Below are 23985 nucleotides of genomic sequence, written 5' to 3'. Positions count from 1 at the left end.
TACATATAATTCACCTAATTTGCAAATAAAATGGCAATAGCAGTAACAATTTCTTGTTGCTGCTATTCTTTTAATCTAATTATTTAGATATCACCTAAACAATATATATCTATATTGCATTCATTGTATTTCATCTTACTTACACCTACTAGTGCTTTAACAGTATCCAATGTAGTCATTACGCTTATATTCTTTTCTACTGCCGCTCTCCTTATAATAAAGCCTTCTCTATGGGAGTCATTCCCCTTAGTTGGTGTATTTATAACCATGTCCACTTCTCTGTTTTTTATTACGTTAAGAATATTAGGTTCCTCATCATTTACTTTTCCTATTTCCACAGTGTCTAAGCCATTATCACTTAGATACTTAGCAGTCCCTTGTGTGCATATAAACTTGTACCCCAAACTGCTAAGCTCTTTTGCAATTTCAAGGAACTCCAGCTTGTCATGTTCTTTGATTGTTGCCAGTATTGTCTTCTTATCACTTTTAAGCTCCATGCCTGCAGCAATAAATCCTTTATGAAGCGCTTCATATATATTGCTGCCTACCCCAAGGACTTCTCCAGTGGATTTCATCTCAGGTCCAAGCGATACTTCAACTCTTGGCAGCTTTTGTGTTGAGAACACAGGTACTTTTACCGCAACTATATTTGGCTCTTTATATATATCTGTGCCAAAGCCTAAGTCTTTCAGCTTTTTACCCAGCATAACTCTGGTAGCTAATTCGACTATAGGAACTCCACTAACCTTGCTAATATAAGGAACAGTTCTGCTAGCTCTTGGGTTTACTTCTATTACATATACCTGATTCTTGTACTCAATAAACTGTATATTTATCATACCTTTTATTCCTATCCCCAATGCTAGTTTTTTAGTATACTCCAGCACTTTTTCTTTTATTTCCTTTGAAACATTTTGAGTAGGATACATTGTAATACTATCCCCAGAGTGCACCCCTGCTCTTTCTAAATGTTCCATAACCCCCGGTATAAGAATTTGCTCTCCATCACATATTGCGTCAACTTCGATCTCCCTACCCATTAAATATTTATCAATTAATACAGGATTTCTCTTATCTTTTTCAAAAGCATTTTTTAAATAATATTCTAGTTCTCCTCCATTATAGGTTATTTCCATTCCTTGTCCACCAAGAACATAGGATGGCCTTACAAGTACAGGATAGCCTAACTTATCAGCTTCTGAAAGTCCTTGAGCTGCATTCCAAACTCCTATGCCTTTAGGCCTATTAATATTAAGCTCTTCAAGAAGAGCATCAAATTTTTCCCTGTTTTCTGCTGCGTCAATTTGCTCTGAAGTTGTACCTAATATTGTAATATTTTTCTCTTGAAGGAACCTAGCAAGCTTTATTGCTGTTTGACCACCAAACTGTAGTATAACCCCTTCTGGCTTTTCTTTATCTATTATATTTAAAACATCCTCCTCAGTAAGAGGTTCAAAATACAGCTTATCTGATATATCAAAGTCAGTACTTACTGTTTCCGGATTATTATTTATGATTATAGTTTCAATTCCCATTTTTCTCAGTGCCTTTACAGCATGAACAGATGCATAATCAAACTCAATTCCCTGACCTATTCTTATAGGTCCAGAACCAATAACTACTACTTTTCTTCTACTACTTACCTGAACCTCATCATAGGTGTTATAGGTAGAATAAAAGTATGGTGTGAGAGCTTCAAACTCTCCAGCACAGGTATCTACCATATTGTATACAGGCTTAATGTCCCATTTCATTCTTAATCTATATATTTCATCTGGACTTATTCTCAATAAATCTCCTATTCCCTTGTCTGAAAATCCTATACTCTTTAGCTTAAATAACTCTTCTCTTGATAATTTATCTGCAGTTAGTCGTTTAAGTTTTTCTTCCTGCTCCACTATATTTTTTATTTTCTTAACAAAGAAGCCGTCAATACCAGTAATTTGGGATATCATTTCAATTCTATAGTCTCTTCGTATCATCTCAGCTAGAGCAAATATTCTCTGATCATCCGGTGTTATTACCAGTTCTTTTAATTCTGCTAAAGTGAGCTTTTTCATTGCCTTATCCTCTAAAGTATATTTTCCTAGCTCTAGGGACCTTATTCCCTTTAAGAAGGCTGCTTCAAAATTGCTGCCAATAGCCATTATTTCACCAGTAGCCATCATCTTAGTTCCAAGTGCTCTTTCAGCCTGCTGAAATTTATCAAAAGGCCATTTTGGTATTTTAACTACCACATAATCAAGAGCTGGTTCAAAGCAGGCATAGGTCTTTTTAGTAACTGCATTTTTAATCTCATGAAGTCCATATCCAAGAGCTATTTTAGCAGCAGCCTTTGCTATAGGATAACCAGTAGCTTTTGAAGCTAATGCTGATGACCTGCTCACTCTAGGGTTTATTTCGATTACCCCATATTCAAAGTTATTAGGATTTAAAGCAAACTGTACATTACAGCCGCCTTCAATACCTATAGCATTTATTATGTCAATAGATGCACTTCTAAGCATTTGGTATTCCTTATCAGACAAGGTTTGACTTGGTGCTACCACTATACTGTCACCTGTATGTATTCCTACAGGGTCTACATTTTCCATATTACATATAGTAATGCAGTTGCCGAAGCTATCCCTCATAACCTCGTATTCTATTTCCTTCCAACCCTTAACACTTTTTTCTATAAGTACTTGTCCAATTGCACTAAGCTGAAGCCCTTGAGAAAGTATTACCTCTAGTTCCTCTTCATTGTTCGCAATACCGCCCCCAGTACCACCAAGGGTATAAGCAGGTCTTACTATAACAGGATATCCTATTTTATTACTAAAAGCCTTTCCTGACTCCATATCCATAATTATTTCGCTTTCGATGCAAGGCTGACCTATTTTTTTCATTACATCTCTAAATAGCTCTCTGTCTTCACCCTTTTTTATAGCTTCTATAGAAGTGCCAATTACTTTTACATTATATTTATCTAGTATTCCTCTATCATTAAGCTCTACAGATAAGTTAAGGCCTGTCTGCCCTCCAACTCCAGCTATAATGCTATCAGGTCTTTCCTTTTCAATTACTTTTTCTACAAATTCTACTGTAAGAGGTTCTATATAAACCTTATGTGCTACTTCTTTATCAGTCATTATAGTAGCAGGGTTACTATTTACTAAGATAACTTCAATTCCTTCTTCTTTTAAAGACTCACAAGCTTGCGTTCCTGAATAATCGAACTCTGCAGCTTGTCCTATTACTATAGGACCTGAACCTATTACTAATACTCTTTTTATATCCTTATTTAATGGCATAATGCTCCTCCTCACATTGCTGACCAACAATTATTATAAATTGCTGTGTCTTCTGGATTTTCTTACTTAAACAACTATCAATTTTTATATCTCCAATAAGTTTTAAACTAAAGCTCTAGGAACTTATCAAATATTTTGTTTATATCCCTTGGACCAGGACATGCTTCTGGGTGAAACTGAACGCTATATATTGGCAAACTATTATGTCTCATTCCTTCAACAGTTTCATCATTCATACTTACATGTGTAACTGCTGTATCCTTAGGTAGTTCACTTACGTAGAATCCATGGTTTTGTGAAGTAATATAAACTCTGTTTTCTTCTAGGTCCATAACTGGATGATTGCAGCCTCTATGACCAAACTTAAGCTTTTTAGTTTTTCCACCTAAGGCTAATGCTAAAAGCTGATGCCCAAGACATATCCCTGCAATAGGTTTTTTGCCTATAAGCAATTTTATATTATTAATTACTTTATCTAAATCCTCTGGATCTCCAGGACCATTTGATAAGAATACTAAATCTGCATTGTATTTAAGTATTTCCTCGCAGCTTGTATCTGCTGGAAGAACAGTTATTTTACAACCCCTTTTTCTAAAGGATCTTATTATATTTGATTTAATTCCAAAATCTAAAATTGCTACATGCTTTCCATTTCCTTCAATGGTGTATGGCTCTTTTACCGTTACATTCATAACTGCATTTTTATTGCTAAAATTCTTCAGCTTTTCATTTATATAACCTTCACTTAACTCCTCTAAGGTTATTATGCCCTTCATAGTTCCATTGTTTCTTAACACCTTTGTAAGAGCTCTTGTATCCACATTTTCTAATGCCATAATTTTATGATTTTTAAGATAGTCGTTTAAATTTATCTCACATCTAAAGTTATTAGGGTAATCACAAGCCTCCCTAACTATAAATCCACGCACTTTAGGGCTACTAGATTCTGCGTCCTCAAGGTTAAGTCCGTAGTTTCCTATCAAAGGATAAGTCATTGTAACTATCTGTCCGTAGTAAGACGGGTCAGTTAGTACCTCCTGGTAGCCTGTCATACCAGTATTAAATACAACTTCTCCAACTGTCTCCTCAAGATAACCTAGCGCATTGCCTTCAAATATCATTCCATTTTCTAATATAAGTTTTGCTTTCATTATTAACCTCCAAATTACTAATTCATAGAACTTATGTTTTTACTTATAATTTATGAACTATACCTAAGATTAAAAAACATAAAAATAAAAGGACAACAAAGAGAATAATAATACTATTCTCCTGTTATCCTTTTTATGTTTTCAGGTTAATAATTACTTTTTTAATCCATTTATTTTCAGCACAAAAAAATATAGTCATCCTACATACCCCTTTCTGGCCTCACAGGACCAATTTAAAGCGTACTTTTAATAAAGAGTTTATGACAAATTTCCTTTGCTGTCAAGTTTTTTTGCATAAACAATAAATATTCTGCATAATTATAATTTTCTAAAAAATCTCTTCCTACAGCTTTTCTACATTACTATTTATCAAAGGAACCATCATTAAAATCATCAATAGCCTTAAGTATTTCGTCCATAGTATTCATTACGAAAGGACCATACCTTGCAACGGGTTCCTTTAATGGATCAGCACTTATATAAAGCACTCCAGAATTTTCACCATGTATTTTAATGTGAGATGCCCTTTCTATAAGACATAGGTCTCCAGCTTCTATTTCTAGTTTTCCTTCTTCGGAACTTACTGTAACTTTACCAGAATGTACATATATAAGAGCTGTTTCTCTAGTTTCCTTCTCAAAGAAGCCCCCATTTAGCCTTACATCCATATAGTCTACTGGAATATAGGATTTAATTGGGCCAACTGCATTATCATAAGCTCCAGCAATTATTTTAACATCACTTCCATTCTTTAAAACCTGCGGAATCTCTTCTGCTTTAATATGCCTGTACTTAGGCTCTACCATTTTGTATTTGGCAGGCAGATTAACCCATAGCTGATAACCCCATAGCTGTCCATTTTCCATAGCTGGCATTTCCTCATGAAGTATTCCTTTTCCTGCCGTCATCCACTGCACTTCACCTGATTTTAAATTTCCTTCATTTCCTTTTGAATCTCTATGAGTAAAGCTCCCCTCAATCATATAAGTTATAGTCTCTATTCCTCTATGAGGATGCATGGGAAACCCAGCAGCATAATCAGAATTATCATTGCTTCTAAATTCATCTAAGAGAAAAAAAGGATCTGCATGGTCCAGTGAACTAATTGCAATAACTCTATTAAGGTTTACTCCCGCTCCATCTTTAACTCTTTCTCCTTTTATAAGTTTCATAAAAACTCCTCCTTTTCTATTTACTTTTTTAACATTTTATATTTGGGCTTGCTTATTTTTAAAATAATGATATAATTAAAATATCTAAACTTACTTTATGTAAGTATAATACTATAAGTAATAAACTTATGTCAAGTATATTTGTTATTTAACTATATTTACTTTTTTTATAACAAATATAGAATAAGTATGTTAAAATATATATTAATATATTTTAAGTTGAACTATAATATTAATTTATAAATATTAATCCAAGTTAAGAGGTGAATAAAAATGGGAGATTTTCATCTATGTCCTAGATTTGAATGCGCTTTTGGATTGTTAGGCAAAAAATGGACTGGACTAATAATTAAAGTACTTCTTGATGGTCCTAAAAGATTTTGTGACTTAAGAAGCCTAATTCCTGAGCTTAGTGATAGAATGCTTACTGAAAGATTTAAAGAATTAGAAGCAGCAGGAATAATAAAGAGAAATGTTTATCCAGAAACCCCTGTAAGAGTAGAATATGAACTCACAGAAAAAGGAAGAGAATTAAAACCTACTATGGATGAAGTTCAAAAATGGGCTGAAAAGTGGGTAAAATAACTATTATTTAAGAACGGCTTGAATTATTTATTAATTCAAGCCGTTTCAACTATAATTTTATGAAAGCACCACATCTGTTTGTTCCTTATAATTTATATGAAAAAGTCTCCTTGATTAAACTCCTCAAATTAACCATTCCAATATAGTAATTTGCTTTATTAAAGTGTCAGAGCTATAATAAAACTTGTGAAATGAAGCAAATAACTAAAAACAAGGGGGTTGCATAATGGATAATACACGCAAGAATAATACAATAAACACATTATCTCATTGGCAAAACTTTAAACTTAAACTATTGTTTGAAGGTATTTTTGTAGGTATGCTTTCAGGATTCTTAATTGTATTTTATAGAATCGTCCTAGAAAAAGCAGAAGAATTAAGAAACTTCATTTTTAAGCTTAATATCCCCAGATACAAACTTATGCCTGTTTGGTTCTTTGTATTAATCATATTAGCATATGTTGTTGGGATGTTAATAAAAAAAGAACCTCTAATTAGTGGAAGTGGAATTCCTCAAGTAGAGGGTGTACTTTTAGGAAAGATCAATATGAATTGGCTATCAGTAATTATAAAAAAATTTATTGGTGGTGTGATTTCTATTGGAGCAGGTTTATCTCTTGGAAGAGAAGGTCCATCCATTCAACTTGGCGCTGCTGTTGGGCAAGGTGTTGGTAAGGTTTTTAAAAGGATAAAACTTGAAGAAAAATATCTTATTACAAGCGGAGCTAGTGCCGGTCTTGCTGCAGCCTTCAATGCACCCTTAGCAGGCGTTATGTTTTCGCTTGAGGAGGTACATAAGCATTTTTCACCATTGATTCTACTTTCAGCTATGTCAGCCGCTTTAACCTCTGATTTTATTTCAAAACATTTTTTTGGATTAAAGCCAGTTTTCAGCTTTCATAATGTAACTGCTTTACCTCTTGAAAAATATGGTTATATTATTTTACTTGGAATTATTGTAGGAATTTTTGGAGTTATATATAACTATGCTCTTTTAAAAACTCAGGATCTCTATAGCAAAATAAAATGGTTACCTGTAAAATTTAGGCCTATGGTTCCGTTTATAGCTGCTGGATTTTTGGCTTTATTTTTGCCTCAAGTACTAGGCGGAGGCCATTCCCTTATCGATTCTTTGACTAATGGAAATTTTACAGTGAAAATGCTATTTATTATTCTTATAATTAAATTCTTTTTTTCTATGTTGAGCTATGGCTCTGGAGCACCGGGTGGAATATTTTTTCCTTTACTAGTTTTAGGAGCTTTGACTGGTGCTATATATGGAAATGCATTAGTTCATTTTTTCGGTTTTGACCCCAAATATATAAATAATTTTATAATGCTGGCTATGGCTGGATATTTTACGGCTATTGTAAGAGCGCCTATTACCGGCAGTATCTTAATTACAGAAATGACAGGAACCTTTTCAAACTTGCTTTCATTAAGTGTAATTTCTTTAGTAGCCTACGTAGTGGCAGATTTGCTAAAATCTGAGCCAATATATGAATCACTGCTTGATAGGTTGTTAAAGAATAATGGACAATATGAATTTGAGGGAGACAGTAAGAACAAAGCTTTATTAGAAATACCAGTTTGTTTAGCTTCTGTAATGGACGGTAAAAAAGTTAAAGAACTTAGACTTCCAAAGCATTGCTTGCTAGTAGGTATCAGACGAGGAGAAAAAGAGATTATACCTAAAGGTAACACTGCCATTCAATCTGGAGACTGCTTAATTGTTTTAGTAAATGAAAATGAAGCAGCTGAAACAAATGAAGAACTTTTAGAAATGAGTAGAAACTAAACTTTATATTATTGCAAAAAATAGTGGTAAACTCAAATAAGAGTTTACCACCTGAAAATAAAAAGTGCCAAAAGGCACTTTTTATTTTTCCTATAAATCTACTTATTAGAGCTCTTTTTAATAGCCATATAAACTGGCAAGCCAACAAGAGTAACAACTATTCCAAATAATGCATACCTTGTATCTGTTATCAAAGTACTTATTATTATATATATACCTCCTGCAATTCCTATTATAGGCACAATTGGATATAATGGTACGCTGTAAGTTCTAGCTAAATCCTTGTGCTTTTTTCTTAAGATAAATATTCCACCCACAGTCATAACGAAGAATATCCACATTACGAAAACTGCAAGATTCGTAAGTGTATCAAAAGACCCACTAAGAACATATAAGCACGCAAGAACTATCTCAAAAACAAAGGCATTTATTGGTGTTACATATTTATTACTAACTTTCCCAAAGAACTTTGGAAATGGAAATAGATTATCTTGGGCCATAGCAAAAGGAACTCTTACACCTGTCATTAGATATCCATTCATAGCTCCAAATATAGAAATCATAATACCTGCAGCTATGAGTCCAGCACCTGAATTACCAAAAAGTATTACTGCAACATCAGAAGCAGGTTTTTGAGAGGCAATAACCTTTGAAACTGGCATAACATTTACAATAGCCATATTTATTAAAATATAAACTACTATAGTTATTGATAATCCTAATATTATGGATTTCGGAAGGTCTTTTTTAGGATTTTTAAGCTCTCCAGCCATGTTTCCTACACCAATCCACCCATCATATGCCCATAGAGTTCCCAGTATTGCTGCACCAAACCCTGCAGCACCCATCGAGGTACCAGCAGTCACTGGAACAGAAAGACTATGCGCCTGGCCTTTAAGCAAGCCAAAGATTATAATAACAAATATAGGAATAAGCTTTGCAATAGTAGCAACAAATTGTACCTTACTACCTAGTTTAGTAGATAAAACATTTATTATCATTATGAAGAATAACATAAATATAGCAAGAATTTTTTGCTGTGCTCCAGTCATTGGAATAAAATAAGTAGCCTGTGTAACAAAAACTATAGATAGAGCAGCGGCAACTCCTGGAACATATATAAGGGTCTGCATCCATCCAAATAAGAACGCCCATTTTTCACTATAAAGCTCTTTTAGATAAACAAACATTCCACCAGTCTTTGGAATTGCAGCAGCAATTTCTGCTACTGTAAGAGCTGAGGCCATTGTAATTATGCCCCCAATAACCCAAGCTAGCACCCCTAGCTTGGGAGTTCCGGCATTTTTAAAAACTGTAGAAGCCTTGAAAAATATACCAGAACCAATTACTACCCCTATAACCATTGTCATTGCTTCTAATAATCCTATTTCCTTCTTAAGTTCCTTTGAGCCCTTCACTTCATTTCTTTGTTGCTTTTCAGCTTCCATAAATACACCATCCTAAACTATTTTTCATTGTTTCTATAAAAAAAGCCCCTAATTTATTATTCCCCAATAAATTAATTTTCTTGAATACTATAGCCATGAAAAAGCAATTTTATAAAAATGTATAAAAGGACAGGGAACAAAGTCGCATAAAAAATAATGCTACCTTATTCCCTGTCCTTTTATCTGAAAGTTTCCTCAAATTTAAGTTGCTCCTTTGATGCCACGATTAAGCGGTCTCTCCAGGGTTGTGTCAAATTATTGTACTTGACCTGAAAGCTTCGGAATAAATATTGAGCATAATTTATTCCTTTCTTCTACGGTTATCTTTTTAAGATATCTCCAACAATTATCATTCACAATATTAACTTTACTGCTTAATTTTATTAACAAATAAGCAAATAGTCAATGAGATTTATACCCTGTTTTTCCATTATAAAGCTTCTAACTGTATCACCATATATTTATCTTATTATTCTTCTGGATTTCCTACTCTAATACCAAACCAATCTACTTTTCCACATTCCACAAATCCACATTTTTTAGCAAGGCCTGGTGACATTCCATTTCCCTCTATTATGTGAAGATATGGTACATTGCCTTTTTCAATATGCTTTGCAGCAATATCTATAGTCACATCCTCAGCATAGCCTTTTCTTCTATGCTCTTCCTTTGTATACATAATACCTAAGGAATTATCATCGTGAGTAAGTACCCAGCATACTATTTCTCCATCCTTATATACAGCTGAAGATGGTCTATTTTGTATATCATCTTTAATAAAATTAATTGAATTTTCGCCTCTAAAGGTATAATAATAGTCTATAGTTTCAGCATCCTTTATATCTATACTTTGGACTTCATTTTTTATTCTAGTTAAATCTAAATTCTCCTTGGGTAAATAGTATAATGTACATGGGTTGCACCAATCCACTTCATAATGCTCTCTTATACTGTCTGCAATTGATCTATCTATACCTGCAAAGCCATAATAGCCATCCTTATTAAACCTTTCAATTACTTCTTCAAGAAAAGAACTATTTTTAGAATATAAATAATTCATATACCCCTTGTTTACTAATATCCCCGTTGGGTCTTGGGGGTTGTCTACATAGATTTCAGCCTCAGGCCTATTTTCAATAACTCCTAGTATATTTAAATTTATAAGTAAATCTTTTTTTAGGAATTCAGTTATAATCTTAGAGCTTTCAGTACGTGTAAGCATATTAAATCACCCTTTCTTTCCATCTATTCTGCTTAAAGAAAAAAACTATAATAATTGCCTCTATAATTACAGATAAAGCAATTGAAATCCATACACCGTTAGTGCCCATATGAAATCCTCTAGCAAGTATGTAAGCTATAGGCAATTTTAGAAAAACATTTGCTATTATCGAAGATATCATAGGTGGAAAAGTATCTCCGGCACCTTGAAATACCCCTCCGTATATTGTTGGAAAAATTACAAATACAACACCTAAATAAACTATCCTTAAATATGCAACTCCAATTCTAGTCACATTAGCATCTGTGGTAAAAAGCCTCATCATTGATCCTGGTAAAAAGAAATATGGTATTGAAAAGATAGCCATATTTATTACTGCCAGCTTTATTCCTTCTCTTATAATATTGTTACACCCCTCAACATCTCCCTTTCCAAGACTCTGTCCTACCATTATTGCAATAGCGGTAGAAAGACCCACTAGAAATATAAAGGTATAATTAAAAACCTGCCCGCCTGCACCAAAAGCTGCTGAGCCATCCTTTCCTCCAACCTCATAGACAAGACGTACCATGAACATACCGGTTAAAGGTCTAGCTAATTGTTGTAGGCAAGCCCAGCCTCCAATTTTAAATATTTTAAAACTTGTAGAAAATTCAAGCTTCATACTTGCTAAAAAGCATTTTAAGCTTTTATTGTATAGCTTTTTTATAAGAATATAATTTATTGTTACAAAGGAAAAAATGGTAGACAATACCGCAGCTAAGGCAGCACCTCTTATTCCTAAGTGAAAAACAAATATTAAAAGTGGTGCAAGAAGCATATTAAGTATATTTGAAGCACCAAATACATAAAGTGGCGTTCTTGTATCCCCTAATGCCTGCATTATTGTTCTCAAGGCTGAATTTAAAAACACAAAAATTGTCCCTATAAACAAAACCGATAAGTATTTATAGGATAAATCTAGAATTTTAGCTTCTGGGTTAAACATAAGTATAATTATAGGCTTGGTATATATATAACAAATAATGCTAAGTATGCCACCTATAATTGCAGACAGTAAAAAAGACTCTGAGCTATACCTTTTTACTTTATCCATATTACCTTCTCCATAGCTCCTCGTAACAAGTGCTATAGTCCCTGCTGATACCAATGTAGACATTACAAAAACCACTGTAGTAGCAGATTGCCCTAAAGATGCAGCAGCAAGTTCATTTGTTCCAAGCTTGGATATGAATATCATATCTACTGTTCCTAGTAAACTTTGCAGTATCATGCCAAGCATTACAGGCCATGAAAGATAAAATATCTTCTTTAAATCAGGTGTAAGATCAATCTTTTTTATTAATTGCAGCATATAATTTGTACCATCCTTAATTAATATAAATGCATGCCTTATTTATTCACCAGATATTAACAAATTCCTTCTTTTATTAAATTAAATATTTTCGGCACTGCAAAATATAACTTTGAACAATTGATACTAGTCCCCTTAATATTTCAGTCTTTTTTGGGAGTGTTAGTAATATAATTGAATAAGACGGATATGTAAATTGAAGCTGCAAATTGCATTAACAAATATATTCAAAATATTAAATCCATGCAATTTAAATCCTTCAAATTTGACAGAATCAAAAAAATGCTATATCATCTTCATATATTTACCAATATAGATAGGGGGAGATGGCCATTATAAATTTCAAAGCTTTTCTTGAAAAGAAAAGAAATAAGACCATTTTAGCTTCTCTGGCGCTGGTGACATTAATTACAATTCTAAGCACTTTGGTATGGGTTAAATTAAAAACCATTACTGTAGTAATTGACGGAAAACCCATTAAGGTTATAACATTTAGCAACACTGTTGAAAAGGCATTAAAAGATAAAGACATAGCTGTGGGTCAAAAAGATAAAGTATCTCCTAGTTTAAATGCAAAAATAGTTAACAAAGATACTGTTAACATTAAACGGGCAGTAAGCATTAAGGTTGTTGTAGAAGGAAAAGAAACAGATGTACTCACTGCAGAGGATACTGTTGAAGCCATGCTGAAGGCTGAAGGAATAACTTACAATCCACAGGATAAAGTTACTCCTGAGCTTAATACAAAGCTTGATGTAAATATGAATGTAGAAGTAGTAAAGGTTGAAACTAAAACCTTTAAAGATTCAGTTCCAGTTGAGTTTAAAACTGTAATGAAAACCGACCGAGGTTTATCAAATACAGTAAAGAAAACCGTTCAGGACGGTGAAAATGGTGAAAAGCAGATTGTTACAGATGTAACCTATGAAAATGGAAAAGAAGTAGCAAGAAAAACTGTTAGTGAAAAAGTAACTAAAAATCCTACAGATAAAATAGTAGTACTTGGAACTTATCCTGATAAACCAATTTCAAGAGGTGGAGATCCTCTACCTTATAGTAAATCTTTCAGAGCTAGAGCTACTGCTTATAGTGCTATTCGCGGCATAGGCAGAACATATACGGCTTCCGGTAGACTTGCTGTAAGAAATCCGGACGGTTACAGTACTATTGCTGTTGACCCAAGTGTTATTCCACTTGGTACCAAGGTATTTGTGGAAGGTTATGGTTTTGCCATAGCAGCCGATACTGGTACAAATATAATTGGAAAAACCATTGACGTGTTTTTTGATACATATGGTGAATCAACAAATTGGGCAGTGAAATATGTAAATGTTTATGTACTAAATTAACGATTTTTACATATATTGAACAATTGCATATTTGCACTAATTATGCTATTATTATTTTCAGAAAATAAAATAAGACAGTTCGTAACCATCCTGTCTATAAACAAAACTAGGGTACTTACTACTTGTTAGTAGTATATTTTGTATTTGATGGGGCTTTGTGCCCCTTTTATTTTGCAATTTTTTAATTCAAAATAAAAGAATACAAATAGTATTAAGTTTATAGGGCAGCTTATGCCCTTTTTTTATTTTTAAATTTATCTTTAGGAGGCAGCAAATTGCAGCAAAAACAGAGTATAAAACAAATATCATCAGTTAACAAAATTACTATTTCCGGAATTGTTATGGCATTGTACATAGTAATAATGTACTTTACTCAGGGTTTTTCATTTGGGCAATATCAAATAAGACTAGCTACTTCTCTATATGGATTAAGTGCAATTTATCCATTTTTAATTGTTCCTCTAGGATTTAGCAACCTTTTGAGCAATACATTAATGGGCGGTCTTGGCATATTTGATATGCTAGGAGGATTTTTAGTAGGTGTGCTTACATCCTTTTTAGTTTACCTTATAAGAAAAAACAATCTTAATGATTGCTTTATAGCAATACCAGTGATTTTAGTTCCTGGATTAGTAGTTCCTATTTGGCTTTCTTATGTACTACATGTACCTTATATTGTACTTGCTACTAGCTTATGCATCGGTCAAATTATCCCAGGCATAGTTGCAGTTGTATTAGTTAACCAATTGAAGAATAAACTTAAATAAAACCTTAAGCAGTTAATAAATTTGGAGGAAATAAACATGAGTGGAAGAAATGAAAAAGAACTAGAAGGAGTAACCCTTCTCGGAAATCAAGGAACAAAATATAATTATGACTACGACCCTACAGTACTTGAAGCATTTGTAAATAAGCACCCTGACAATGATTATTTTGTTAAATTTAATTGTCCTGAGTTTACAAGTCTTTGCCCTAAAACAGGACAGCCTGATTATGCAACTATTTATATTTCCTACGTTCCAGACAAGTTAATGGTTGAAAGTAAATCCCTAAAGCTATACCTATTAAGCTTTAGAAATCATGGAGATTTTCATGAAGATTGCATGAACATAATAATGAAGGATTTAATAAAGCTAATGGAACCTAAATATATAGAAGTATGGGGTAAATTTACTCCAAGAGGCGGAATTTCTATTGATCCATACTGTAATTATGGTAAAGAAGGTACCAAGTGGAGAGAAGTTGCTGAAAAGAGATTATTCTACCATGATATGTACCCTGAAAAGGTTGATAACAGATAAAATAAAGCCCTGCATTTACAGGGCTTTATTTTTACCTATTTTACACTATTATTTTTAAATTTAGTTGTTGAAACAACATTGTTATCCTTTATATCCATATACCTTATTTCTACTTGGTCATTTTCTTTTGTAAGCACTATATCAATTCCTGCAGACTTATTAACCATGTAAATTGTGTTTATACCTTCCAATTTAACATAGAAGATAGTATTTCCTTCTTCCGTTACTGCAGTTATCCTTGATACCTTGCCTGTTATAGCCTTTTCTTCAGCTTTTTCGCTATTAGCATTTTTATTGCTGTTTTCATTTATTTTTCCGTAAGCAATAGCATTTTTAAAGCCTTCAAGCGCATTGTCTTTATTGTCTTCAAGAACTACATATCCATTTTGAGCTGCAACCACTGCAACCTTAACAAGTGCACCGTCAGTCTTATTCACAACTGGAACTACCCAAGCCTCGTATCCATAAAGGTTATAGAAAAGAGGTTGTACTGGTGCCCAGTTTGACTTATTTGCTCCAAGGGTTTTATCAACAGCATTCATGGCACCTTTTCCATTTATATAGCCAGCAGTTTTATAATAAATCATTTTTCCAGTTTTCATATCCATAAGAGTATAGCCAGTCATTGTTGTAGATGCATTAGAAGTATTTGTATGGTCGGTAAACCACTTCATTTTTCCGTCAGCATCTATAACACCAGTAACTTCAGTGGAATTTACTTCAAGTCCTTCTACCTTTGTTTCTCCACTCCATCTAGTTGGTATATGCACACCTGTTTTAGATACTATTTTATTTAATAGACCTTTTGCTAGAGTACCAAAATAATCGTTATATTTTTCTGACACATCAGAAGGATATACTTCATCCACCCACTCAGGAACTTTATCTATGCTGTAGTCCGTAACCTTACCATCCTTGAAGGAATATAATAGAACTCCATCAACAACTGGTCCTTTGCGTCCATATTTATAATGGCCATAACTTCCAACATAATATGGATTACCTTCATCATCCATTTCCGCATTTGCCTGGAACAATATAGAATTTGATTTAAATTTTCTAAGATATCTTTGAAGGTCGTGTCCAAACATCAAGGACTCTGCAATCTTACTTGGAGTATTAACTATTTTAGCATCTGCTGGTTTTTCAGCAGAAACGCATATTACTCCTGGGATTTCATTATTTGTTATTTCTCTAAAGAAGCCATCCACTTCAATTGGCGCTACATAATAAGCACTATCTTTCATCATGGTTACTCCCAATTCTCCTATTTTATATACACTAGGATTTGGAAGTGTGCCTATCATTTTCTGCATCTCATAGTATGCAGTTTCTGGAGATACAACTACTACATGCTCAGCATTAATCTTCGAAACCTTTTCTGCACTCTCTTGTACAGGGACCATTTTAGCAAGATTGCTAGCACCGGCAGTTATATAGGGATATAAATTATACCCTATACTTACTAATGCTAAAATAATCATTATTATAATAAATATAGAAGAGTGATTCACCCCTCTGCGTGCCTCTAAGCTCTTAATATCTTTTCCTCTCATGTTGCTTGCTGTATTTGAAAACACTGCACAGGCTAATTGAAATATGGCAGGTAGCCAAAGTACAGAAACCATAAATGAAAAGCTTCTGTCTACATTTCCAATATAGAATACTACGAAAGCAATTATAGCCCCAAATATTCCTCGACCAATCTGTCCGCCCACATCTTCTTTTCTAAAGCTTGGCTTTAAAAAAAGAAGAATTAAGATCAAGTAAAACATATGATTCCCCCTTAAATTGATATTTATTATGATATTATCTTAACAAACAATAAATATCAAACCCAAAAAAGCTTCATTTTATGTTGCCAAAGTCCATGATACTGATTTTAATTAAAATTTTCCAGGCCTATCATATTTAATATGCTATATAGCTTCAGTAACATTCTTGATCCACTTTTTAGAATATACTCGAGGCAAAGCTAATACTAACTTGGCTATTTCCTCCACTGATGCAAAAGCATAAACAAAATACACTGGCAGATGCCACAGCTTAGCAGCAGCAAAGGCTAGAGGCACTCCAACAAACCAAACGCTTATCATATCTGCAGCCATTGAATATTTTGTATCTCCCCCACTTCTAAGAAGCCCTGATAGCAATATAAAATTCAATACCCTTATCCACATAAAAGCGGCCATTACATATAAATTTTTAACTGCAAATTGACTTACAGCTTGTGGAACATTAAACAAGCTAACAATTGGCTTTGCAAGTATTATTATAATAACCATTGCAGCAACTGATAAACCAACACTTATTTCAGTAAATTTCCTTGAATGCTCTAATGCATCTCTTTCATTACCAGCACCAATGTCATTGCCAATTATTACAGCGCATGCATTTCCTATACCTAAAAACACTACCCATGTAAGTCCCTCAATAGTATTCATTATATTTTTTGAAGCTATAGCATCAGTACTTATAGATGAATAGGCTATAGCATAAGCACTAATTCCTACACTCCAAAGCAGTTCAGTAATTACAACTGGAATGGTCAAACTGAAAAATTTTTTCACCAAAGTTAAATTTATTGTAGTAATTAATTTAATTTTAACTAAAACCTCTTTATATTCTTTACCAACAATTATAAGCATTGCAGCCATCTCAGTTAACCTAGCAATAAGAGTACTCAGTCCTGCCCCTGCTGCTCCAAATTTGTGAACTCCAAACATTCCATATACTAATATATAGCCTAGTACTGTATTAATACTTAATGCAATTACACTTATTATAGTTGGTAGCTTTACTCTCCCCATGGTTCTTAAAACCGATGAATAGGTAACTGTAATTGCAAGCAGCACATAGCTTAAGGATGAAAATCTCAAGTAGCTTGCTCCGCAATTAATTACAGCTATATCCTTTGTGTAAATACTCATAATCCAACTTGAGTTAAAAAAAGAAGCTAAAGACAATATTAATGCTAATAAAATTCCAATAATAAGACTTAATAAAGTTACCCTATTAATATTATCAATGTCTTTTTTTCCCCATAGTTGAGCGGTAAATACAGCTGCCCCACCAGTTACACCTGTGAGCAATACCTGTATTATAAATAAATATTGATTGCCTAGTCCTACGCTAGCTATAGCAGTTACACCTAATCCTCCTATTATCAATGTATCTACAAAACTTAAGGAAGATTGGATAAGATTTTGAATTACTATTGGGGCAGCCAAATTTAACATCTTGTTATAGAATTTCCTATCCTTATTCCAATTTAAAACTTTCATTATATTATCCTGCCTTTCACCAATGTTTTATCTTTATACTTATTTATTTTAAGGAAATACAAGGTTATAATATATACATATATTAGCTAACTTTTGTATTATTTTATCTTTTTTAAGATGAAAATAGGTAAACATAACAATTGTCTATACGAAAAGAGGGTAATTAATGAAAGTTTATCGTGAAAATAAAAATATAGGTAATGAATTTATGCCCCTTAGGGTATATGATATTTCCATAGATAAGTATCAAGTAACCGATGTGAAAAGCATCTCTGGCTTCGGTAAAGAAGTAGAAATTGAGATATGCAGAACCTCTAATTTCACTCCTCACTACCACCCTTACCTAGAGATCATTGAAATAAAAAACGGAACCGCAAAAATGCAGATTAATAGTGAGCAGCTTACTTTGTCTGAAGGAGATATCGCCCTTATAGGAAGTAACGAAATTCACTCATTAATTGGCTACTGCAGGCATATTGTAATAAATATCGACCCTGTGTTTATATATCAAATAAAAGACTTTTCCGAGGAAATATTTCCTCGGTCAATAAGTTCAAAAATACTTAAGAAAGATCAGTCAAAAGGCATACTATACAGCTTTTTATGCAAATGTATCGATAGAATACTCTCTCTTTACACTGAAAAGCCAAAAGGATATCATCTTCTAATAATGTCCTCAATATATGAACTCCTTGGGAATATATATAATTATACTTATACCCTTGATGACTATTCAATTAACTCTCCGCTAAAGAAGGAGGATTTGAAGAGGCTAAACAAAGTCCTAGACTATATTAATGAAAATTATACTAGAGAGCTTTCAATAGAGGATATAAGCAGTGTAATAAATCTCACTCCCAGCTACTTTTGCAGGTTTTTCAAAAGAAATATGGGCAGTACATTTTTTGAATATCTTAATCAATATAGATGCTCTCAAGCTGAAATATTGCTTCACACTACTGGAAAGTCCATTACCGAAATATCCAATGCTGTGGGTTTTTCAAGTATCAGCTATTTTAATAAGGTATATAAAAGATATAAAGGTCATACTCCTTCCCTTGATAAAAAGAAAAATCTAGTTTAAATAAAAAGGCTGTCCAAATGAACAGCCTTTAGTTTAATTATTAAATTCTACATCATCATTATTATACTTATTCTTTATGCAGTAACATCACTTTCACTATCTAATTTATTGGCAATCCAACTCTTCCCCTCTACTAGCCTTGATACCATCATGGCACAAACAGTATTGCCTGTGGAATTAAGCAGAGTTGCAGGAGCATCAATAATTGTGCTTATAACTGCTATTATTGGAAGTACTTCTGGAGAAAAACCATATACACTAATAATAAGCATTTCTCCAATCATTCCACCACCTGGAATAGCTCCCATTACCGCTCCTACTAAAAATGATACTCCTATAATTCCAAGTATAGCTGAAAAGCTATGCATGTCTTTTCCAAAGATACCGAATAAGAACACAACTTTCATTACTCCACCAAATACAGAACCATCCTTATGAGTATTAGCTCCAAGAGGAACCACAGTTTCTGCAATATCTTCTGGTACTCCCATGCGCTTTGTAGTTTCTAAATTTACTGGTATGCATGCAGCACTTGAACAGGTTGCTAAGGCTGTTACTGATGGTGCTATTGCATTCTTCCAAAAGGTTTTGATTCCAATGTTTCCACCAGATAAAAATGCATAAATAGTGAAAAAGCCCAAATAGTATATAACACTAAGTATTATGTATAGAACGAACACCCTAAGATAACCTTGGAGGATTTGCGAGCCTAGTTGTCCCACTACTGAAGCAAAGTAACATCCTAAACCTATAGGAGCATAATACATAATGATGTTTACCATCTTTATCATTACACTAGAGCCAGAGGTTAAAAATTTTGCTACTGGCTTTCCTTTTTCACCAGCAAGTACTGTAGAAATTCCAAACAACACTGAAAATACTATAAGCTGAAGCATATTTTTTCTAGAAAATAAATTTATAAAATCCGAAACTGTAAAAGTATTAACAAGCTGTTGTAATGCAGTTACCTTCTCAACCTTTGGAGCTTCTCCAGCTTTTCCAATAACACTCTTTATCGCCTCAACATCCACACCTTTTGTAGGATTGAAAATATAAGCTCCTATCACCCCTACCGCTGCTGCAATAAGTGCAGTACAGGTAAATACTATAACTATATTTATAATTATCTTTCCAAATCTTTTCATGCCGCTCATGTTAGTAATAGCTGAAGTAACGCTAAAAAATACAAGAGGTACAATCATCATAAACATTAAATTTAAAAATAAATTTCCTAAAGGTTCAAACATAATAGATTTAGGCCCCATTAAAAAGCCTATAATTCCACCTAACACTATAGAACCAAGAAGTATAATGGAAGATTTATAAGATTTAAAAAATGATTTCACGTTCTTATCACCCTTTCATATAAATACTAATATGTTACTATCATTTAATATTATTGTATAATTTTTGTAACTGCTTGTCCAAAAATATATAAAAAACTTAAAACATTTTTTCATATCAATTCCATATGCAAAAAAATCCACCTTTAATATAAATCAAGGTGGAAGAAATCATATCAATTAACTATTTAAAATATACATTATCAACCAACATATTTCTGTATTATACTAACTAAAATGATCTATGGCTTGTTTTCTCTGAATCTGCTTTTAAGGACTGAAAATTTGGTTCATGCGTACCAATTTTATGTCCATTATCATCTATTCCTATATTCCTGCCGTGATTAAAATACATTTTTCTAAGCTCTGGATTTGATTTTTCATTGTTTTTTCTAAGTCCTTTATTATTATCCATAAATTTACCTCCTTTAACTGCCTAAAATATTCATGCTTGTTTCATTATTAATTTAACCAAAAGCCTTTTATATATTATAAGGAAATAAAACCTGTACTACATTTAAAAGTAAATAGCTTTTATAGAAGATAAACTATATAATAATTATGGTTAACAATTACTAAAAGGAGTCGAAGCACATGATTAAACTAATTGCTACAGATATGGATGGAACACTGCTAAATGAACAAGGATACTTGTCCTATGAAATTTTTGACATAATAAAAAAATTAAATGAAAAAGATATATTATTTGCTACTGCTAGCGGAAGACAGTATTATAATCTAGAAAATAAATTTTCACCAGTTAAAGACGATATTATATACATTGCTGAAAATGGATGTTATGTAGTTAATAAAGACACAGAAATTTCTTCTAATTATTTAGATAAGAAAATAGTAAAAGACCTTATCCATACAGCAAGAAAAGTAGATGGCATAGATATAGTTCTCTGTGGGAAAAAAGCTGCTTATATTGAAAAAGATTCTAAAGAATTTATAAATGAAGTAGAAAAATACTATTATAGATATGAAATAGTTGAAGATTTAAATAAGGTAGAAGATGATATATTAAAATTCGCACTATTTGATCCAAAAGGACCTGAAATTAATTCTAATAAGATTTTTAGTCCACTCTTTGGAGACAAGCTTCTTGTAGTAGTATCAGGCAAAGTGTGGCTTGACATTATAAATAAGGATATAAATAAAGGTATTGCTATTAAACAGCTTCAAAAGAAATATAATATAAAACCTGAAGAAACTATGGTTTTTGGAGATTATTTTAATGATATTGATATGCTTCAGTCAGCCTACCACAGCTATGCTATGGATAATGCTCCTGAAGAAGTAAAAATGCATGCCAGATTTATTGCAAAAAGCAATAGAGAAAATGGTGTTATTGACGTAATAAAAAGCCTAGTCTTAGAGTAATATTTTATTAAATATAAAACTGCTATGCAGCTAAAGCTATATAGCAGTTTTCCTTGTATTTTAAAAAATTATTTAACCTCTGTGTACTCTACATCAATAATATTTTTATCTGTCATATCAAAAAAATCTTTTTCATGAATTATTTCTGCGTTGTCTTTTGAATTCATTTTATAGCTATTCTTGCTTTTCCACTGCTTAAATAACTTCACACCTTTTGTAATTCCATATATACCAACTCCTGCTACTAATAGTACAGGAAATAAGTTCACTAACAGTAAAGCAATAATAGAAAATACTCCTATAAAAATTATACTTGATATAAAGCTTGAAGACCCTCTATTAACAAAATACATATCATTCACTTCTTTCTTAAAACTTATATATGTATAATAACACATAGTTAAGTTAAATAGTATTAAATATTACTTAAAAAGATATTAATAATTTGTTAATATAAATATTTTTACCAATTATATGCATTAAACCTGGTTAAAATCTATAACCAGGTCCATAAAATTCTCCTTATAGAAAATCATACATTTCATATTGAGCTATGTTATCCTTTGTAAAGCCTATATGAGTTATAAAGCCTTGTACTGATGCATTGTTTGGAAATCCAAGAGATAGCTTTGAAAGTCCTAATCCTTTAGCTGCAGTTTTAACTAAATTGGTTCCAATGCCATTATGCCTAAAATTCTCCTCAACCCAAATGTAATTTATCCTAGTGTTTTTATTTGCACTTATTACTCCAACCAGCTTATGTCCAACGTAAGCACCTAAATTTATTTGACCATCCAGCTTTTCTATATAATCTAAGTCATTTTGCCAATTGATATGGATTTCTTTAGACTTTTGTGCTGCAGCTCTCAGATCTTTAATATCAATTTCATGTATACTTAACTGAAGCATGCACTTTTCACTTAAACTAGTTACATCCTTATGAGAAAAGTAGCTAAGGTCATATATTTTTTCATAGCCAAGCTTTTTATAAAAATTAATAGCTCTATCATTTCCTACAATAACTTCTAAAAATAGCTGCTTGCACTGCTGCTTTATTGCTTCTTCTCTATGAAGCTCCATAAGCTTATGACTTATACCCTTGCCCCTATATTCTGGAGCAACAGCCAAAGTTCCGCACCTTAGAGTCTTTACTCCATCATAATGCTTGATTCCTCCTAATATAATTCCAACAGGCTTTTCTTCATCTATTGCTATAAAGGAATACTCCAAGCTATTACCCTCAGGACCGAAAAACCGCATTTCAAAAATGCTCTGAGGCATTTCAAGTTTAATTATATAATCCGAAAAACCTAAGCTAAAAGCACTATACATGGAATTCATGTCTACTTCTGTACATCTTTTAAACTCCATTATTTTTACCCTCCACCTTAACTTATTAATTTTTAATTATCTTTTTTAAAATCATATCTATATAATTTTCTACTACAGCTTTTGTTATTGGTAATCCCATAACACTATTGCTATATCCTATACCGTCTGTAGTTGATAGAATTATATACACCATGGCATCTATATCAATATCTGATTGAAATTCGCCTTCACTTAAACCTTCTTTTAAAATATCTGCTAGATCATTATAAAATAGCTTATACCTTCTGCTTACTATTTCCGGAATTGCATTATTCCTTGACATAACAGACCAAAATTCAAATGTAAATCTAGCATTCATAGAAGTCTCTTCATGAAAAAGTCCTTCCAATATCCATCTTAAATATCGAATTAATTTTTCCGTGCAAGTTATATCATTAGGAAATGTAGTTATTAGTTCATGCCTTTTATTAAATCTTTCTTCAGCTATTGCTAAAAAAATTTCTTCTTTACTCTTAAAGTAATTATATATGCCTCCTTTACTCATTTTACAAGCTGAAACAATATCATCCATTGTAGTCAGAGAAAAGCCCTTTTTAGAAAATAGCTTTAAAGCCGTATTAGTTATAAACTCTATTTTAGATTGCCTATTTTCTTCACTTATCTTTGGTATAATAATCACCTCTCTATAAAAAAACGACCAGTCGGTCTTTTATTTGATAATAACATAAAGCTGTTTAAACAGCAATATGTTTTTTTGCAATTTCTAAACAGCTTTATAAAAGCACTTGATAAAATTTTAACAAAGTATTATACTTATATTATATATATAAGTATTACATAATTCATAAAAGATTACAATATAGTTTTAAATTTGAATACTAAATTT

Annotated in this window: 20 protein-coding genes and 1 riboswitch; of the genes, 7 read left to right on the top strand and 13 right to left on the bottom strand. The window is 32.5% G+C overall.

Going from position 1 to position 23985, the window contains the following annotated elements; all coding sequences use genetic code 11:
• Window positions 1-83: 83 nt before the first annotated feature.
• The 3 genes from carB to bsdE14_RS12950 all read right to left on the bottom strand — a co-directional run bounded on the left by carB (window position 84) and on the right by bsdE14_RS12950 (window position 5616).
• Entirely contained in the window at window positions 84-3293 is a 3210-nt protein-coding gene (carB, locus tag bsdE14_RS12960) for a carbamoyl-phosphate synthase large subunit (RefSeq protein ID WP_264850371.1), read from the bottom strand.
• 107 nt (window positions 3294-3400) lie between these two features.
• Window positions 3401-4444 carry a carbamoyl phosphate synthase small subunit gene (locus bsdE14_RS12955; protein ID WP_264850370.1) on the bottom strand — a complete coding sequence of 348 codons (1044 nt, stop codon included), beginning with the start codon at window positions 4442-4444 and terminating at the stop codon, window positions 3401-3403.
• Between the two features lie 362 nt (window positions 4445-4806).
• Window positions 4807-5616: a pirin family protein gene (locus bsdE14_RS12950; protein ID WP_264850368.1), complete on the bottom strand. Its 810-nt coding sequence runs from the start codon at window positions 5614-5616 to the stop codon at window positions 4807-4809.
• Between the two features lie 273 nt (window positions 5617-5889).
• On the opposite strand from bsdE14_RS12950, the gene bsdE14_RS12945 reads away from it, so the two are divergent.
• Window positions 5890-6201 (top strand): winged helix-turn-helix transcriptional regulator, encoded by a 312-nt coding sequence (locus tag bsdE14_RS12945; protein ID WP_264850367.1) that lies wholly within the window; start codon window positions 5890-5892, stop codon window positions 6199-6201.
• Window positions 6202-6427: 226 nt separating this feature from the next.
• Window positions 6428-7999: a ClC family H(+)/Cl(-) exchange transporter gene (locus bsdE14_RS12940; RefSeq protein WP_264850366.1), complete on the top strand. Its 1572-nt coding sequence runs from the start codon at window positions 6428-6430 to the stop codon at window positions 7997-7999.
• Between the two features lie 98 nt (window positions 8000-8097).
• Here bsdE14_RS12940 and bsdE14_RS12935 read toward each other — a convergent pair whose 3' ends face one another.
• The 3 genes from bsdE14_RS12935 to bsdE14_RS12925 all read right to left on the bottom strand — a co-directional run bounded on the left by bsdE14_RS12935 (window position 8098) and on the right by bsdE14_RS12925 (window position 12023).
• Window positions 8098-9447, bottom strand: a complete 1350-nt coding sequence (locus tag bsdE14_RS12935; protein WP_264850365.1) for an APC family permease — start codon at window positions 9445-9447, stop codon at window positions 8098-8100.
• Between the two features lie 161 nt (window positions 9448-9608).
• A riboswitch (glycine riboswitch) is annotated at window positions 9609-9700 on the bottom strand.
• 216 nt (window positions 9701-9916) lie between these two features.
• Window positions 9917-10669: a GNAT family N-acetyltransferase gene (locus bsdE14_RS12930; RefSeq protein ID WP_264850364.1), complete on the bottom strand. Its 753-nt coding sequence runs from the start codon at window positions 10667-10669 to the stop codon at window positions 9917-9919.
• 1 nt (window position 10670) lies between these two features.
• Window positions 10671-12023: an MATE family efflux transporter gene (locus bsdE14_RS12925; RefSeq protein ID WP_264850363.1), complete on the bottom strand. Its 1353-nt coding sequence runs from the start codon at window positions 12021-12023 to the stop codon at window positions 10671-10673.
• A 326-nt stretch (window positions 12024-12349) separates the two neighbouring features.
• On the opposite strand from bsdE14_RS12925, the gene bsdE14_RS12920 reads away from it, so the two are divergent.
• The 3 genes from bsdE14_RS12920 to queF all read left to right on the top strand — a co-directional run bounded on the left by bsdE14_RS12920 (window position 12350) and on the right by queF (window position 14673).
• Complete coding sequence (locus bsdE14_RS12920; protein ID WP_264850361.1) at window positions 12350-13372, top strand: resuscitation-promoting factor; 1023 nt, start codon at window positions 12350-12352, stop codon at window positions 13370-13372.
• Between the two features lie 275 nt (window positions 13373-13647).
• A complete protein-coding gene (locus bsdE14_RS12915; RefSeq protein WP_264850360.1) occupies window positions 13648-14139 on the top strand; it encodes a QueT transporter family protein in 492 nt (163 codons plus the stop codon).
• 36 nt (window positions 14140-14175) lie between these two features.
• Window positions 14176-14673: a preQ(1) synthase gene (gene queF, locus bsdE14_RS12910; RefSeq protein ID WP_264850359.1), complete on the top strand. Its 498-nt coding sequence runs from the start codon at window positions 14176-14178 to the stop codon at window positions 14671-14673.
• Between the two features lie 35 nt (window positions 14674-14708).
• Here the strand turns inward: queF and bsdE14_RS12905 are convergent, their stop codons facing one another.
• Both bsdE14_RS12905 and bsdE14_RS12900 read right to left on the bottom strand, forming a co-directional pair.
• Window positions 14709-16448, bottom strand: a complete 1740-nt coding sequence (locus bsdE14_RS12905) for a hypothetical protein (RefSeq protein WP_264850358.1) — start codon at window positions 16446-16448, stop codon at window positions 14709-14711.
• Between the two features lie 144 nt (window positions 16449-16592).
• Window positions 16593-17957, bottom strand: coding sequence for an MATE family efflux transporter (locus bsdE14_RS12900; RefSeq protein ID WP_264850357.1), 1365 nt, complete (start codon window positions 17955-17957; stop codon window positions 16593-16595).
• A 166-nt stretch (window positions 17958-18123) separates the two neighbouring features.
• Between bsdE14_RS12900 and bsdE14_RS12895 the strand changes: the two genes are divergently transcribed.
• Window positions 18124-19041, top strand: coding sequence for an AraC family transcriptional regulator (locus tag bsdE14_RS12895; protein WP_264850355.1), 918 nt, complete (start codon window positions 18124-18126; stop codon window positions 19039-19041).
• A gap of 74 nt (window positions 19042-19115) precedes the next feature.
• Here the strand turns inward: bsdE14_RS12895 and bsdE14_RS12890 are convergent, their stop codons facing one another.
• Together bsdE14_RS12890 and bsdE14_RS12885 are read right to left on the bottom strand one after the other, a co-directional pair.
• Window positions 19116-20387: a dicarboxylate/amino acid:cation symporter gene (locus bsdE14_RS12890; protein ID WP_264850354.1), complete on the bottom strand. Its 1272-nt coding sequence runs from the start codon at window positions 20385-20387 to the stop codon at window positions 19116-19118.
• A gap of 229 nt (window positions 20388-20616) precedes the next feature.
• Window positions 20617-20799 (bottom strand): hypothetical protein, encoded by a 183-nt coding sequence (locus tag bsdE14_RS12885; protein ID WP_264850353.1) that lies wholly within the window; start codon window positions 20797-20799, stop codon window positions 20617-20619.
• Between the two features lie 179 nt (window positions 20800-20978).
• Here bsdE14_RS12885 and bsdE14_RS12880 point away from each other — a divergent pair, with 179 nt between their 5' ends.
• Window positions 20979-21767, top strand: coding sequence for a Cof-type HAD-IIB family hydrolase (locus tag bsdE14_RS12880; RefSeq protein ID WP_264850352.1), 789 nt, complete (start codon window positions 20979-20981; stop codon window positions 21765-21767).
• Window positions 21768-21835: 68 nt separating this feature from the next.
• On the opposite strand, the gene bsdE14_RS12875 is transcribed toward bsdE14_RS12880, so the two are convergent.
• The 3 genes from bsdE14_RS12875 to bsdE14_RS12865 all read right to left on the bottom strand — a co-directional run bounded on the left by bsdE14_RS12875 (window position 21836) and on the right by bsdE14_RS12865 (window position 23778).
• Window positions 21836-22120 (bottom strand): hypothetical protein, encoded by a 285-nt coding sequence (locus tag bsdE14_RS12875; protein WP_264850351.1) that lies wholly within the window; start codon window positions 22118-22120, stop codon window positions 21836-21838.
• Between the two features lie 169 nt (window positions 22121-22289).
• The gene (locus bsdE14_RS12870; RefSeq protein ID WP_264850350.1) at window positions 22290-23138 is read right to left on the bottom strand and encodes a GNAT family N-acetyltransferase; all 849 of its coding nucleotides are present in this window, start codon (window positions 23136-23138) and stop codon (window positions 22290-22292) included.
• 25 nt (window positions 23139-23163) lie between these two features.
• Window positions 23164-23778, bottom strand: a complete 615-nt coding sequence (locus bsdE14_RS12865; RefSeq protein ID WP_264850349.1) for a TetR/AcrR family transcriptional regulator — start codon at window positions 23776-23778, stop codon at window positions 23164-23166.
• Between the last annotated feature and the right edge of the window lie 207 nt (window positions 23779-23985).

It is taken from the genome of Clostridium omnivorum, assembly GCF_026012015.1.
Classification (GTDB): Bacteria; Bacillota; Clostridia; order Clostridiales; family Clostridiaceae; genus Clostridium_AX; species Clostridium_AX omnivorum.
This window is presented reverse-complemented; position numbering and strand designations above follow the sequence as displayed.